Genomic DNA, 14,406 nt, shown 5'->3' with positions numbered 1-14,406 from the left:
GAAGAGGAACGCGCATGAGCCTGTCCGGCATCGATCTGGTCGTCGTCATCGTCTACGCGATCGGCATATTCGGCCTCGCGCAATGGGTGTCGCGCGACAAGGGCGGCAAGGCCAAGGACAGTTCGGACTATTTCCTCGCCTCGAAATCGCTGCCGTGGTGGGCGATCGGCGCCTCGCTGATCGCCGCCAACATCTCCGCCGAACAGATCGTCGGCATGGCCGGCTCGGGTTACGCGATCGGCCTCGCGATCGCCTCGTACGAATGGATGGCGGCGCTGACGTTGCTGATCGTCGGCAAGTTCTTCCTGCCGATCTTCCTGCGCAACGAGATCTACACGATGCCGCAGTTCCTCGAACAGCGCTACGGCCCGTCGATCCGCACGCTGATGGCGGTGTTCTGGCTCGGCCTGTACGTGTTCGTGAACCTCACCTCGATCATCTGGCTCGGCTCGATCGCGGTCAACCAGGTCGCCGGGATCAACCAGGACGTCGCGCTGATCGGACTCGGCCTGTTCGCGCTCCTGTATCAGTTGAAGGGTGGCCTCAAGGCCGTCGCGCTCACCGACATCGTCCAGGTGACGCTGCTGGTCGTCGGCGGGCTGATCGTCTCCGCGCTGGCGCTGCGCGAACTCGGCGGCGACACCGGCATGATCGGCGGCTTCTATCGCCTGACCAGCCAAGCGCCCGAGCATTTCCACATGATCCTGTCGAAGGACAATGCGTTCTACAAGGACCTGCCGGGCATCTCGGTGCTGGTCGGCGGCATGTGGATCGCCAACCTCAGCTACTGGGGCTTCAACCAGTACATCATCCAGCGCGCACTCGCCGCCAAGTCGCTCGGCGAGGCACAGAAGGGCATCGTGTTCGCCGCGTTCCTGAAGCTGCTGATGCCGCTGGTGATCGTCCTGCCGGGGATCGCCGCGGTGATCCTCGCGCCCGATCTCGCCAAGCCGGACCAGGCGTATCCGACGATGATGCGGCTGCTGCCCCCCGGCCTGCTCGGGCTGGTGTTCGCCGCCTTGATCGCCGCGATCGTCGCGTCGACCGCATCGAAGATCAATTCGATCGCGACGATCTTCACGCTCGATCTCTACGCCAAGCGTCGCGGCGCGACGTCGATCGCCGAGGATGGTTCGACCAAGGTCTCGGATCCCGCGGTCGAGCGCAACCTCGTCAAGGTCGGGCGGATCGCCGCCGCGGTCGCGATTCTGCTGGCGATGATCACCGCGCGGCCGCTGCTCGGCAAGTCGGACCAGGCGTTCCAGTATATCCAGGAATATACCGGGTTCTTCACGCCCGGCATCGTCGTGATCTTCATGCTTGGGCTGTTCTGGAAGCGCGCGACCGAGGCGGGCGCGCTGATCGCCGCGGTCGCATCGTTCGCGATCTCGCTGCTGCTGAAATACGCCGCGCCCGAAATCCCCTTCATGAACCGGATGCTGGTCGCGTTCGTGATCGCGCTGATACTGGCGGTGGTCGCATCGCTGGTCCGCCCGCAATCGAGCGAGGCCAACCGGATCGTCACGCGCGACGTCGACTATACGACGACGCGCGGGTTCAATATCGCGGCGGTCGGCGTGGTGATGATCCTCGTCGCTTTGTACGCAACATGGTGGTGAGTATGGGTTCGTTTATCGCCGTCGACTGGGGCACGACCAACCGCCGCGCGTTCCGGATCGAGCACGGCGAGGTCGTCGCGACCGAACGCGACGATCGCGGCGCGGCCAATGTCGCAGCGGGCGAGTATGAGGCGGAGGTTGCGGGCATCCGCGATCGGCTCGGCGACCTGCCGATGCTGCTCGCGGGGATGGTCGGGTCGAACATCGGCTGGCGCAGCGTTCCCTATGTCGCCGCGCCCGCGGGTCTTGCCGAAGTCGCCGCCGCGCTCGACCGGATCGACGACCGTACCGCGATCGTACCCGGGCTCTCGTACCGCGACGGACTTCATGCCGACGTGATGCGCGGCGAAGAGGTCCAGTTGCTCGGCGCGGTTGCGGCGGAACTCGTGCCAATGGACGCGATGCTCTGCCAACCCGGCACGCATTGCAAATGGGCGTCCGTCGAGGGCGGCAGGATCGCCCGGTTTACCACCGCGATGACCGGCGAACTCTTCGCGCTGCTCCGCGCACACGGCGTGCTCTCGCGCCAGCTCGGCCATCCGGTCGAGCCGGGCACCGCTTTCCTCGAAGGCGTCGTGGAGGGGGCTCGGCGCGATCTCGCCGCCAGCCTGTTCGCGATCCGTGCGCGCGGTGTGCTCGGGATCGCCGACGACGCCCACGCCGCCTCGTTCGCGAGCGGCCTGCTGATCGGCGCGGATACCGCCGCGCGGATCGAACCCGGCGCGACCGTCCACATCCTCGCCGACCCGTCACTCGGCGCACTCTACGCCAGCGCGATCGATGCGCTCGGCGGTACGTCACACCATATAGACAGTCAGGCCGCGTTCGTGGCCGGCATCACCCGCATTCAGGATCTCGCCGCATGACCACGCCCCGCTTGTCCCCTCACCGCCAAGCCTTCGACGACGCCTTCGCGAAATGCCCGCTGATCGCGATTTTGCGCGGTGTGAAGCCTGAGGAAGTCGAGGCGATCGGCGAAGCGCTGGTCGAGGCCGGCTTCACGATCCTCGAAGTCCCGATGAACTCGCCTGACCCGCTCGACAGCATCGCGCGACTGGCGCGCAAGCTTGAGGGACGTGCGGTCGTCGGTGCAGGCACGGTCTTGCGGGTCGAGGACGTCGAGGACGTCGGCGCGGCTGGCGGCACGTTGATCATCGCCCCCAACGCCAATGTGCGCGTGATCGCGGCGGCGGCGGAGCACGGCTACGTCGCGCTCCCCGGCATCGCCACGCCGACCGAGGCGTTCGCCGCGCTCGAGGCCGGCGCCGCCGCGCTGAAGCTGTTCCCCGCCGAGGCCGCGAGCCCGGCAGTGCTAAAGGCGATGCGCGCGGTTCTCCCCAAGGATACGCGCGTGTTGCCGGTCGGCGGGATCACACCCGAACGCATGGCGGAATGGCGCACCGCCGGCGCCGCGGGCTTCGGTCTGGGCTCGGCATTGTATGCGCCCGGCATGAGCGCAGACGACGTCGTCGCACGGGCGCGTGGTTTCATCACGGCGTTGAACACAGGGTAACGCGATCACCTGGCGGGGATCGTCTTCGCCGCGCGTTGCGGTTAGGGCGTCGCGATGATGTTCGCCGCTCAGGAACGAGACCTCGCCGCGCTGGCCGCAGCGGACCGGTACCGATCGCTTCGCCCGCGACAGGGCGTGGACTTCGCCTCGAACGACTATCTCGGGCTGGCCGGGTCGGACCGACTGCGCGGCGCCATGGTCGATGCCCTGCGACGCGGTATGCCGGTCGGCTCCGGGGGGTCGCGATTGCTCCGTGGCAATGCACCCGAGCACGAGGCGCTCGAAGCGGACGCCGCCACCTTCTTCGGCACCGCGACGGCGCTGTTCTTCGCCAGCGGTTACGTCGCGAACACGATCTTGTTCGCGACGCTGCCGCAACGCGGCGACCTGATCGTCCACGACGCGCTGATCCACGCGAGCGCGCATGAGGGCATGCGTCTCACGCGAGCGACCTTCGTGGCCGCTGCGCATAACGATGCCAACGCCTTCGAGGATGCGATCGTCGATTGGCGCCGATCGGGTGGTACCGGCCGCGCCTGGATCGCGGTCGAGAGCCTCTACAGCATGGACGGCGACCGCGCGCCGCTGGTGGCCTTGGCCGAGATTGCCGATCGACACGATGCAATCCTGCTGATCGACGAAGCACATGCCACGGGCGTGTTCGGCACCGATGGCCGCGGACTGGCCGAGGGACTCGACGGGCGCGAGAACGTCATCAGCTTGCGCACCTGCGGCAAGGCACTGGGATGCGAGGGAGCGCTGTTGTGCGGACCTGCGACGATGCGCGAGTTCATCGTCAATCGCGGGCGCGGGTTCATCTTCTCGACCGCGCCGTCGCCGCTGATGGCGCTGGCGGTCGGAGAAGCCCTCCGCATCATCGCAGACGAACCGGCGCGGCGGAAGCGGCTCTGGGACCTGATCGCGACGGCGGAGCGTGTGCTTGCACCCTACGGCGTCGCGGCAACGGGGTCGCAGATCCTGCCGCTAGTGCTGGGAGACGCCGCACGAACGATGCGTGTCGCCGGTGCGATCCAGGCAGCTGGGTTCGACGTGCGCGGGATCCGGCCGCCGACCGTGCCCGAGGGGACGTCGCGACTGCGCATTTCGCTGACGCTGAACGCGGCGGTTGCTGACATTGAGGCTTTGGGAAAGGTTATGGGAGAGGCGCTACAATGACGATCGTCGTTACCGGAACGGACACCGATATCGGCAAGACCGTGTTCGCCGCCGGGCTCACCGCGGCACTCGACGCGCAGTACTGGAAGCCGGTGCAGGCGGGGCTCGCGGACGGCAGCGACGCAGCATCGGTGGTGGCTTTAGGCGTGCCGGCGGACCATGTTTTGCCGGAAGCATACCGGCTGACTACCCCATGCTCGCCGCATCTCGCCGCCGAGATCGACGGCCTCACGATCGACCCTGACCGCCTCACGCTACCTCAAATCGACGGACCACTGGTCGTCGAGGGCGCAGGCGGCGTGATGGTCCCCGTCACGCGCGAGCTGATCTTCGCCGACCTGTTCGCGCGCTGGGCCGAGCCGGTCGTGCTCGTCGCGTGCACCGGGCTCGGGACGATCAACCACAGCCTGCTCTCGATCGAGGCCTTGCGCAGCCGCAGCGTACCGATTCTCGGCATCGCCTTCGTCGGCGACGCGGTCGAGGATAGCGAGGCGACGATCGCCGCACTCGGCAACGTCCGCCGGCTCGGCCGCCTGCCCCGCCTCGATCCGCTGAACGCCGCAACACTGGCGCAGGCGTTCAGCGCAAACTTCGATCTGGCGGCGTTCCGATGAGCGACTCCCCCGTCTGGCACCCGTTCACGCAGCACGGCCTGCGCGAGCCGATCCCGCTCGTCACGCATGCAGAGGGCGCCGCGCTCTATACATCCGACGGCCGGCGGATCGTCGATGCGATCTCGTCCTGGTGGGTTACGACACATGGCCACGCCAACCCGAAGATCATGGCGGCGATCGCCGAGCAGGCGGGCAAGCTCGACCAGATCATCTTCGCCGGCTGGACGCACCAGCCCGCCGAAGACCTCGCGCGCGGACTGACCGCGATCATGCCGCCGGACCTTACGCGAGTCTTCTTCTCGGACTCGGGCTCGACCAGCGTCGAGTGCGCGCTGAAGATGGCGCTCGGCTATTGGCTCGATCGTGGCGAGAATCGCCACCGCATCCTGGTGCTCGAACACGGCTATCACGGCGACACGATCGGCGCGATGTCGGTCGGCGCACGCGGCGTCTACAACCGCGCCTACGCGCCGCTGCTGTTCGACGTCGGCACGATCCCCTTCCCCGCCGCTGGGCACGAACAGGCGACGCTCGACGCGCTGGAGGCCGCCTGCGCCGAGCATCCCGCCGCGTTCATCGTCGAGCCGTTGCTGCTCGGCGCCGGCGGGATGCACATCTATTCCGCGCACATCCTTGCCGAGATGCGGCGGATCTGCACGCGCCACGACGTGCTGTTCATCGCCGACGAGGTGATGACCGGCTGGGGCCGCACCGGCACGTTGCTCGCCTGCGAACAGGCGGGCGTGGTGCCTGACATCCTGTGCCTGTCAAAGGGCCTGACCGGCGGCGCGGTCCCACTCGCGGTGACGATGGCGACCGAGGCGATCTACCAGGCGCATTACGGCACCGACCGTGCGCGGATGTTCTTCCACTCGTCGAGCTACACCGCCAACCCGATCGCCTGCGCCGCCGCCAACGCGAACCTCGCGATCTGGCGCGACGAACTTGTGCGCGAGCGGATCGCCGACCTCGCCGCACACCAAGCCTCGCGGCTGGGAGCTCTCGCTCACCATCCCCGCATCGCCAACGCGCGCCAGATCGGCACGATCACCGCGGTCGAACTCCGCGGCGAGGACGGCTATCTGTCGCAGATCGGCCCGCGCCTGCTCGCGTTCTTCGGCGAGCGCGACCTTCTGCTCCGCCCGCTCGGCAACACCGTCTACGTCATGCCGCCCTATTGCATCGATGATGCCGATCTAGATCGGATCTATGCGACGATCGCCGAAGCGTGCGACACGATCAGGCAAGAGTCCTGACGTTCTTGCTGCACTGCAGCAACAAATGATGTACGTGCGACGTTGAGATAAGATCGCGGCCGAGTACGCTGGCGACGAAAGGCTCGATTACCGTGAGAAACATCGCCGATACCCTCGCCCGCATGGCGCGCGCCGGAGCGCCGACCCCGCGCGACACCGCGCCCAGCCGCCTGACGCCGCTGACCGAGTTCGGGACCAATCCAGGCGCGCTGCTGGGCTTCAGCTACGTCCCCACCAACCTGCCAGCGAACGCGCCACTGGTCGTCGTCCTGCACGGCTGCACGCAGACCGCGGCGGGGTATGACCACGGTGCAGGCTGGTCGAAGCTCGCGGATCGCGCGGGTTTCGCGCTGGTCTTCCCCGAGCAGACTCGCGCGAACAATCCCAACCGCTGCTTCAACTGGTTCGCATCGGAGGACACCGCACAAGCCGGCGGCGAGGCGGAATCGATCGCGCAGATGACCGAGACGATGATCGCACGCCACGGCCTCGACCGCAGCCGCATTTACGTTACCGGACTGTCGGCGGGCGGCGCGATGACGATGGCGATGCTCGCCACACGGCCGGATCTGTTCGCCGGTGGTGCTGTGATCGGCGGGCTAGCCTACGGCACAGCGACCGGCGTGTCGCAGGCGCTCGACCGGATGCGCGGGCATGGCGACACGAGCGACACAGCGCTGGTCGATCTGGTCCGCACCGGTGCGCGTGGCCACGACGGACGCTGGCCGACGCTCGCGATCTGGCACGGCGGCGCGGACGCGACGGTGAGCGTAGCGAACGCGGACACGATCGCGCGGCAATGGCGCGGCGTCCACGGCGTCGATGCGAAGGCCGTGCGCACGGAGCGGCTAGGCACCGCCGTCCACCGGATCTGGTCGGACGCGCAAGGGCGTGACGTCGTCGAGGACTGGACCGTGCCGGGGATGGGCCACGGCACGCCGATCGATCCGTTGCGCGGCGAGCGCTTGGGCGCCGCGGGGCCGTTCATGCTGGATGTCGGGATTTCGAGCACGGCGGTGATCGCGAAGTCCTGGGGCCTGCTAGCGGCGGCGAAGGCGGAGACTGTGGTCAAGCCGGCACCATCCGAACGCGTAGCCAAGATTGCGATACCCATGACGCCAAAGCCTGCGTCGAAGCCACGCGCCGAGGCGCCCACCGGTATCCAGGCGACGATCGAGAACGCGCTCCGGGCGGCCGGGTTGATGCGGTAGGCTAGCCATCGGCTAGCGGTTGGGTGCACTCCCGCCAACTCCCACCCGTCATCCTGACGAAAGTCAGGATCCAGAGCCAGACAGGACACCATCCGTTACCCTGGATCCTGACTTTCGTCAGGATGACGGAGTTGGTGAAAACCTCGACGGCCTCAACCGCGCAATCTGCGCGCCATAGCTCACCCTATCGATCCTCCCCCGCCAGGGGGAGGTGGCAGGCATCAGCCTGACGGAGGGGGAGGAATGGACGACATCCGTTGCATGTCCTCCCATGCGTCGCCTTCCCTACCAGGAGGAGGATCGACGGGAGTAATCGACAAGCCGCCCAACCCGGCTAAAGCCAGCGCATGACGTCCACCCCGCCCCGCCCCTGGCGCACCGAGTTCGCCGCCACGCTGAAACTCGCCTGGCCGCTCGTCGCGACCAACCTCGCGCAGGCACTGGTCGGCGCGACCGACGTAGCAATGCTGGGGCGGCTGGGGTCGGACACGCTGGCGGCGGCAACGCTCGGCCTCAACCTCTACCTCGTCTTCCTGATCTTCGGCATGGGCCTCACCACCGCCGCCGTCCCGATGATCGCACGCGAGCGCGGCGCGCGGCCACATGCGGTGCGCGATATCCGGCGGACCGTGCGTCAGACGATCTGGGTCGCCGCCACGCTCTGCGTGCCCTCGTGGATCGTGCTGTGGAACGCCGAGCCGATCCTAGTCCACCTGCTCGACCAGGATCCGCTCCTCGCGCACGAAGCCGCACGGTTCGTCCGCGCGGTGATGTGGGGGATGCTGCCGAGCCTCTGCTTCCTCGTGCTCCGCGCATTCGTCGCCGCGCTCGAGAAACCCGCCTGGTCGCTGGTGGTGATGGTCGGGCTGCTGGTCGTCAACGCCGGGCTCAACTGGCTGCTGATATTCGGTCATGCCGGCCTCCCCGCGCTCGGCCTGCTCGGTTCGGGGATGGCGAGCAGCATCGCCAACGGCCTCAGCTTCGTCGCGATGGCCGCCGTCATCGTCTATGCCAGGCCGTTCCGTCGCTATCGCCTGCTCGGCCGGTTCTGGCGTGCCGACTGGCCACGATACCGCGCGGTCTGGAAGCTTGGCCTGCCGATCGCGATCACGCTGGGGTTCGAATCCACCGTGTTTATCGCTGCGGTGTTCCTCATGGGGCTGCTCGGCACCGTGCCGCTCGCCGCGCACGCCATCGCGATCCAGATCGCCAGCGTCACCTTCATGGTCCCGCTCGGCATCGCGCAAGCCGCCACCGTCCGCGTCGGTCTCGCCTCGGGTCGCGGCGACCGCGCAGGTATCGGCCGCGCCGGCTGGGCGGCGTTCGCGATCGGCGAAGGCTTCATGGTGCTGACCGCAATGCTCCTAATCCTAGCGCCACAAATGCTGATCGGCATTATCCTCGACGTCGATGCGCCCGCCAACGCACCCGTTGTTACGCTGGCGATCTCGCTGCTCGCGGTCGCCGCGGTGTTCCAGGTGGTCGACGGCGCGCAGGTGATCGGCGCAGGCATGTTGCGCGGACTGGGCGATACCAAGGTGCCGATGCTGTTCGCGGCGATCGGCTATTGGGGCATAGGAATCGGCGTCGGTGCATGGCTAGCGTTCGGGCGCGGCTGGGGCGGAGTCGGCATCTGGACCGGGCTGGCGACCGGGTTGGCGGTGGTTTCGGTACTCATGATCGCCCGATGGCAGGCGCGCGAGCGACTTGGGCTCGGCTAAGGCTCGCTTGGTCTCTTCGTCCGACATTTCTGATACATAGTCGTCCCGTTGTGTTAACATGTGTTATACAAACGGAGCCTGACATATGCCGGATCAAGACCGCATCGTCGCGATCGGACTGCTCACGCAGCGTGACGTTTTCGCGCTCGGCCATGACCTGTCGCGCGTCTATCCGATCGACGAGATGCCTTGCTTCGGCGCGCTGCTCGGCGCGATCGACGACGCCGACCGCGCATTCCACCGCGCCCGCGATGCCCAGCGGCTCGCCATTCCAATCCAGCGCAGCGCAACCACGCTCGCATAGCGGCGTTCGAGACCCGCTGCCCCGCGGAGATCGATCATGACGCTGCCTACCGAAATGCTGCTGCTGGGCTGGTCGACGGTCCTGCTGTTCGCCTACGTCATGATCCAGGGGCAGACCGCGACGCGCGACCGCGGCCTCGACTGGAACGCAGGCCCGCGCGACGGGGAGCAGAAGCCGCTCGGCGAGATGGCCGGCCGCGCCGAACGTGCACTGAAGAATTTCCAGGAAACCTACTCGGTCTTCATCGCGCTGGCGCTGGGGCTAGCGGTGACCGATCGCACCGGCGGGCTCGGTACGATCGGCGCATGGCTCTGGTTCGGTGCGCGGATCGCCTACATCCCGCTCTATCTGTTCGGGATTAAGTATGTGCGCAGCCTGTGCTGGACGGTGTCGATCCTCGGCCTGCTGCTGATGCTGATCCGCTTCCTCTAAGACCTAACTGCGCAGCGTGCGGATGATCGCCGAGAAGTCGAGCCCACCCTGCCCGGCCTCGGCGAACGCTTCGTAACGCTCGGCCGCCTTCGCCCCCATCGGCGTATCTGCGCCGGTGTCCTTCGCCGCCGCCATCGCAAGCCGCAGGTCCTTGAGCATCAGCGCGGCCGCAAAACCGCCCTGATAGTTGTGATCCGCAGGCGTATCGGGACCTATGCCCGGCAGCGGCGCGTACGTCGTCATCGACCAACTCTGCCCCGACGACACGCTGGCGATGTCGTAGAATGCCTGCGCATCGAGCCCGAGCTTCTCCGCCAGCACGAACGCCTCGCAGGTCGCGATCATCGTCGCGCCGAGGATCATGTTGTTGCAGATCTTCGCCGCCTGCCCCGCGCCGTTCGCACCCGCATGGATGACCGCCTTGCCCATGTCCGCTAGGATCGCTTGTGCCCGGTCGAACGCCTCCGCCGAACCGCCGACCATGAAGGTGAGCGTGCCCGCATTCGCCGCGCCGATCCCGCCCGAGACGGGCGCGTCTACCGCGACGAGGCCCTTGGCCTGCGCGGCGGCGGCGACCTGCTTGGCGGTGGCGACGTCGATCGTCGAACAGTCGATCAGGATCGCGGACGGCGACGCGACGCCGAACAGCGCGTCATAGACCTCCGCGACATGCTTGCCGGCGGGGAGCATCGTCACGATCGCCTCGGCACCGTCTGCGGCTTCGGCAGCAGACGCGACCGGCAGGCATCCGGCGGCCTTCGCCTTGTCCAGCGCGTCGACGCTCAGATCGAGCGCGCGAACGTCGTGGCCCTTCTTGGCGAGGTTCGCCGCCATCCCGCCGCCCATGTTGCCGAGCCCGATGAAACCGATTCGTGCCATGTTCTCTCTCCTAATCTTGCTCCCCTCCCGTTCACGGGAGGGGTTGGGGGAGGGCAGTGCCGCAAATACGTCGCGCGTGGTCGCGGCACGCCCCTCCCCTGACCCCTCCCGCAAGCGGGAGGGGCATCCGGTTCATTTCCCCGTCCAGGTCCCGGCGCGCTTCTCGACGAAAGCGGCCATGCCCTCGCTCTGGTCCGCGGTCCCGAACAGCCCGTGGAACAGCCGCCGCTCGAACTGCACGCCCATCGCGAGCCCCGTCTCGAACGCCGCGTTGACCATTTCCTTGTTCGCCAGCACCGCCAGCGGCGCCATCGCGGCGATCGTGGTCGCCGTCTTCACCGCCTCCTCGACCAGCTCGTCCGCCGGCACGATCCGCGAAACGAGCCCCGCGCGCTCGGCTTCGGCGGCATCCATCATCCGCCCGGTCAGGCACATCTCCATCGCCTTGGCCTTGCCGACAGCGCGCGTGAGCCGCTGCGATCCGCCCATGCCGGGAGACACGGCGAGCTTGATCTCCGGTTGCCCGAACTTGGCGGTATCGGCAGCAAGGATGAAGTCGCACATCATCGCCAGCTCGCACCCGCCGCCGAGCGCATACCCCGCGACCGCCGCGATCACCGGCTTGCGCGTCCGCGTGAAGTTCTCCCAGCCCGCGAAGAAGTTGCTCGCGTACATCTCGGCAAAGCCCTGCGACTGCATCTCCTTGATGTCCGCCCCCGCCGCGAACGCCTTGCCCGAGCCGGTCAGCACCGCACAGCCCTGCGACGCATCCGCATCAAACGCGGCGAACGCGGAGATCAGGTCGGCGAGCACCTGCGAATTGAGCGCGTTCAGCGCCTGCGGCCGGTTCAGCGTGACCAGCGTGACGCCACCGCGCTGCTCGACCAGGATCGTTTCGTACTCAGCCATTCCAAACCCTTCCAATTTCGTCACCCCAGGTTCCGCTGGGGTGACGTGCTTTCTGCCATTCAGCCCGGCGTCCACGCCTGGTCCTCCGGCAACGGCGCGAAAATCTGGTCGATGACGTGATCGGTCACATCCTCGGGCGTCGCCGGATCCCAGCGCGGCGCATTGTCCTTGTCGACGATCACCGCCCGCACGCCCTCAATGAAGTCATGCCGCTGCACGACATGCGCACCAACCGCATATTCCTGCCGCATCTCGTCCGCGAAGCTCGCCATCCCCGCCCCCTCGTGGAGCAACCGGAGCGACACCTTCATCGTCTGCGGCGACTTGGTCTTCAACGTCGCGAGCGTCTGCGCGGCCCATTCCCCGCCATCGGCTTCGAGCACAGCGTAGATGTCCTCGAGCACGTCCGACGCGAAAAGCCGGTCGATCTCGTCCCTGCGAGCCAAGATCTTCGCGTCGGGTGCCGACGTGGCCAATGCGTCCAACACGCCCGCGATATCCTGTGGTGTCTCTGCGATCCGCGCCTTGGCAGTGTCGAGCGTATCGCTCGCGAGGTACTGCGTCGCCAACCCGAGCGCGAGACACTCGGCGCCATCGAGCCGATGCCCGGTCAGCGCGAGATACTGCCCGATCCGCCCCGGCAACCGCGAAAGATACCAGCCGCCACCAACGTCCGGAAACAGCCCGATCCCGGTCTCGGGCATAGCGAACTTCGTGTTCTCGGTCGCGACGCGAAACCGGCACGGCAGCGCGAGACCGACGCCGCCGCCCATCGTGATCCCGTCCATGAACGCAACGATCGGCTTGGCATAGGTGAACAGCCGGTGGTTCATCCGGTACTCGGCATGAAAGAACGCCCGCGCCTCGACGCCATCGGTCGCGCCCGACGCGGCAAGCATGCGGATATCCCCGCCAGCACAGAACCCGCGTCCCTCCGCATGATCCACCACGATCGCCTCGATCGCCGCATCGCCACGCCAAGCTTCCAGCGCCTCGAGCACGCCTTCGCACATCGCGAGATTCAACGCGTGCAATGCCTTCGGTCGGTTCAACCGAATACGGCCGACAGGCCCTTCACTCTCGACGATCAGATCATCGGTCACGGCGATTGCTCCACTGCATAAGCTCTTCGCGCCTTTGCGCCTTCGCGTGATCAAAACCTTCTTGTTCACGCAAAGGCGCCAAGGCGCGAAGATCAAGACTACGGCTAAGCGGACTCACTGCCGCGTCAGTTCGCGACCGACGATCATGCGCATGACCTGGTTCGTGCCTTCGAGGATCGAATGCACGCGCAGATCGCGCCAGAAGCGTTCGATCGGGTAATCCTGCAGATACCCATACCCGCCATGCAACTGCAACGCGCGGTCGACCACCGACGAGCCGGTATCCGTCGCTAGCCGCTTCGCCATCGCCGCGAACTTGGTCTTGTCGGGCGTGTTCGCCGTCACCTTGGCGGCCGCGATGTAGAGCAACGCGCGCGCCGCCTCCAGCTCGGTCGCCATGTCCGCCAGCATGAACTGGGTGTTCTGGAAATCCGCGATCGCCTTCCCGAACTGTTTCCGATCCCTGGTATAAACGATCGCCTCGTCGAGACACCGCTGCGCACCACCAAGCGAGCACGCGCCGATGTTCAACCGCCCACCGTCCAAGCCCATCATCGCGATCCGAAAGCCCTCGCCCTTGCCCCCGACCATATTCGCCGCCGGCACGCGGACGCCGTCGAAGATCACCTGCCGCGTCGGTTGCGAATGCCAGCCGAGCTTCTTCTCGTTCGCGCCGAACGAGACGCCTGGCATGTCCTTCTCGATCACCAGGCACGAGATGCCCTTGGGCCCATCCTCACCAGTACGGACCATCGTCACATACACCTCGTTCTCGCCCGCGCCCGAGATGAACTGCTTCGATCCCGTCACGATCCAGTCGTCGCCGTCGCGCACGGCCCGCGTTTTCAACGCCGCCGCATCCGAGCCCGAACCCGGCTCGGTCAGGCAATAGCTCGCCAGCCGATCCATCGTCACGAGATCGGGGAGGTACTTGTCCTTCACCGCGGCCGATCCGAACCGGTCGATCATCCACGCCGCCATGTTATGAATGCTGATGAAAGCGGACGTCGAAGGGCACCCGTACGACATAGCCTCCATGATCAGCGCCGCCTCGAGCCGCCCGAGCGCGATCCCGCCGCTCTCCTCACTGACATAGATCGCCGCGAAACCGAGCTCGGCCGCCGCCTTGATCGTCTCGCGCGGGAAGATGTGCTCCTCGTCCCACTCAGCCGCGTGCGGGGTGATCCGGTCGGTGGTGAACCGGCGTGCCAGCTCCTGGATCTCGCGCTGGTCGTCGGTGAGGTCGAACTGGTTGGTCACGAGGAAGCTCCATTGGCTTTTGCGTCTGCGGTCAATCCGACCAAATCCCATGTGTTGCCGTACAGGTCGGCGAACACGACGACCCATCCATAGGGCTCGTCGCGCGGTGCTTCGACGAAATCAACGCCCTTGGCTTTCAACTTCGCGTAAGACGCCCAGAAATCGTCGGTGTTCAGGAAATAAGAAACGCGCCCGCCGCCAGCCTTGCCGATCGCCGCGATCTGCTCATCGCCAACCGCCTTGGCGAGCAGCAGCGCCGAACCGCCGCCCGGAGCTGCGACACGCACCCAGCGCTTGCCGCCGCCCAGTTCGCTATCCTCGACCAGTACGAAGCCCAGCGTACCGACGAAATACGCAATCGCTTCGTCATAGTCGCGAACGACGAGGGCGACGGTTCCCAGGCGCACCC

At 66.8% G+C, this 14,406-nt stretch carries 15 protein-coding genes; 10 read left to right on the top strand and 5 right to left on the bottom strand.

All coding sequences use genetic code 11. From position 1 onward, the window contains the following. The first annotated feature begins 14 nt into the window (after positions 1–14). The 10 genes from IFR23_RS14910 to IFR23_RS14865 all read left to right on the top strand — a co-directional run bounded on the left by IFR23_RS14910 (position 15) and on the right by IFR23_RS14865 (position 9,846). The gene (locus tag IFR23_RS14910) at positions 15–1,619 is read left to right on the top strand and encodes a sodium/sugar symporter (RefSeq protein ID WP_192976587.1); all 1,605 of its coding nucleotides are present in this window, start codon (positions 15–17) and stop codon (positions 1,617–1,619) included. Between the two features lie 2 nt (positions 1,620–1,621). Further along, the gene (locus IFR23_RS14905; protein ID WP_244655713.1) at positions 1,622–2,485 is read left to right on the top strand and encodes a 2-dehydro-3-deoxygalactonokinase; all 864 of its coding nucleotides are present in this window, start codon (positions 1,622–1,624) and stop codon (positions 2,483–2,485) included. Continuing rightward, a complete protein-coding gene (locus IFR23_RS14900) occupies positions 2,482–3,132 on the top strand; it encodes a 2-dehydro-3-deoxy-6-phosphogalactonate aldolase (RefSeq protein ID WP_192976585.1) in 651 nt (216 codons plus the stop codon). The genes IFR23_RS14905 and IFR23_RS14900 overlap by 4 nt, the downstream gene beginning before the upstream one ends. Positions 3,133–3,186: 54 nt before the next feature. Next, complete coding sequence (locus IFR23_RS14895; protein WP_192976584.1) at positions 3,187–4,308, top strand: 8-amino-7-oxononanoate synthase; 1,122 nt, start codon at positions 3,187–3,189, stop codon at positions 4,306–4,308. Beyond that, positions 4,305–4,922, top strand: a complete 618-nt coding sequence (gene bioD / locus IFR23_RS14890) for a dethiobiotin synthase (RefSeq protein WP_192976583.1) — start codon at positions 4,305–4,307, stop codon at positions 4,920–4,922. Before IFR23_RS14895 ends, bioD begins: the two co-directional genes overlap by 4 nt. Further along, complete coding sequence (locus IFR23_RS14885) at positions 4,919–6,178, top strand: adenosylmethionine--8-amino-7-oxononanoate transaminase (RefSeq protein WP_192976582.1); 1,260 nt, start codon at positions 4,919–4,921, stop codon at positions 6,176–6,178. The genes bioD and IFR23_RS14885 overlap by 4 nt, the downstream gene beginning before the upstream one ends. A gap of 92 nt (positions 6,179–6,270) precedes the next feature. Further along, positions 6,271–7,389: an extracellular catalytic domain type 1 short-chain-length polyhydroxyalkanoate depolymerase gene (locus IFR23_RS14880; RefSeq protein ID WP_192976581.1), complete on the top strand. Its 1,119-nt coding sequence runs from the start codon at positions 6,271–6,273 to the stop codon at positions 7,387–7,389. A gap of 347 nt (positions 7,390–7,736) precedes the next feature. Continuing rightward, positions 7,737–9,110: an MATE family efflux transporter gene (locus IFR23_RS14875; RefSeq protein ID WP_192976580.1), complete on the top strand. Its 1,374-nt coding sequence runs from the start codon at positions 7,737–7,739 to the stop codon at positions 9,108–9,110. Between the two features lie 85 nt (positions 9,111–9,195). Next, positions 9,196–9,414 carry a hypothetical protein gene (locus IFR23_RS14870; RefSeq protein WP_107954376.1) on the top strand — a complete coding sequence of 73 codons (219 nt, stop codon included), beginning with the start codon at positions 9,196–9,198 and terminating at the stop codon, positions 9,412–9,414. Between the two features lie 36 nt (positions 9,415–9,450). Further along, positions 9,451–9,846, top strand: a complete 396-nt coding sequence (locus IFR23_RS14865) for an MAPEG family protein (RefSeq protein ID WP_192976579.1) — start codon at positions 9,451–9,453, stop codon at positions 9,844–9,846. A gap of 3 nt (positions 9,847–9,849) precedes the next feature. On the opposite strand, the gene mmsB is transcribed toward IFR23_RS14865, so the two are convergent. The 5 genes from mmsB to IFR23_RS14840 all read right to left on the bottom strand — a co-directional run bounded on the left by mmsB (position 9,850) and on the right by IFR23_RS14840 (position 14,404). After that, on the bottom strand, positions 9,850–10,725 hold the full coding sequence (mmsB, locus tag IFR23_RS14860) for a 3-hydroxyisobutyrate dehydrogenase (protein WP_192976578.1): 876 nt from the start codon (positions 10,723–10,725) through the stop codon (positions 9,850–9,852). A gap of 132 nt (positions 10,726–10,857) precedes the next feature. Then, entirely contained in the window at positions 10,858–11,634 is a 777-nt protein-coding gene (locus IFR23_RS14855) for an enoyl-CoA hydratase (protein ID WP_192976577.1), read from the bottom strand. A 59-nt stretch (positions 11,635–11,693) separates the two neighbouring features. Beyond that, positions 11,694–12,737, bottom strand: coding sequence for a 3-hydroxyisobutyryl-CoA hydrolase (locus IFR23_RS14850; RefSeq protein WP_192976576.1), 1,044 nt, complete (start codon positions 12,735–12,737; stop codon positions 11,694–11,696). 114 nt (positions 12,738–12,851) lie between these two features. Continuing rightward, complete coding sequence (locus IFR23_RS14845; RefSeq protein WP_342344971.1) at positions 12,852–13,997, bottom strand: acyl-CoA dehydrogenase family protein; 1,146 nt, start codon at positions 13,995–13,997, stop codon at positions 12,852–12,854. Next, positions 13,994–14,404 carry a VOC family protein gene (locus IFR23_RS14840; RefSeq protein WP_342344970.1) on the bottom strand — a complete coding sequence of 137 codons (411 nt, stop codon included), beginning with the start codon at positions 14,402–14,404 and terminating at the stop codon, positions 13,994–13,996. The genes IFR23_RS14845 and IFR23_RS14840 overlap by 4 nt, the downstream gene beginning before the upstream one ends. Positions 14,405–14,406: the final 2 nt, after the last annotated feature.

It is taken from the genome of Sphingomonas sp. CFBP 13603, assembly GCF_014892665.1.
Taxonomy (GTDB): Bacteria; Pseudomonadota; Alphaproteobacteria; order Sphingomonadales; family Sphingomonadaceae; genus Sphingomonas.
This window is presented reverse-complemented; position numbering and strand designations above follow the sequence as displayed.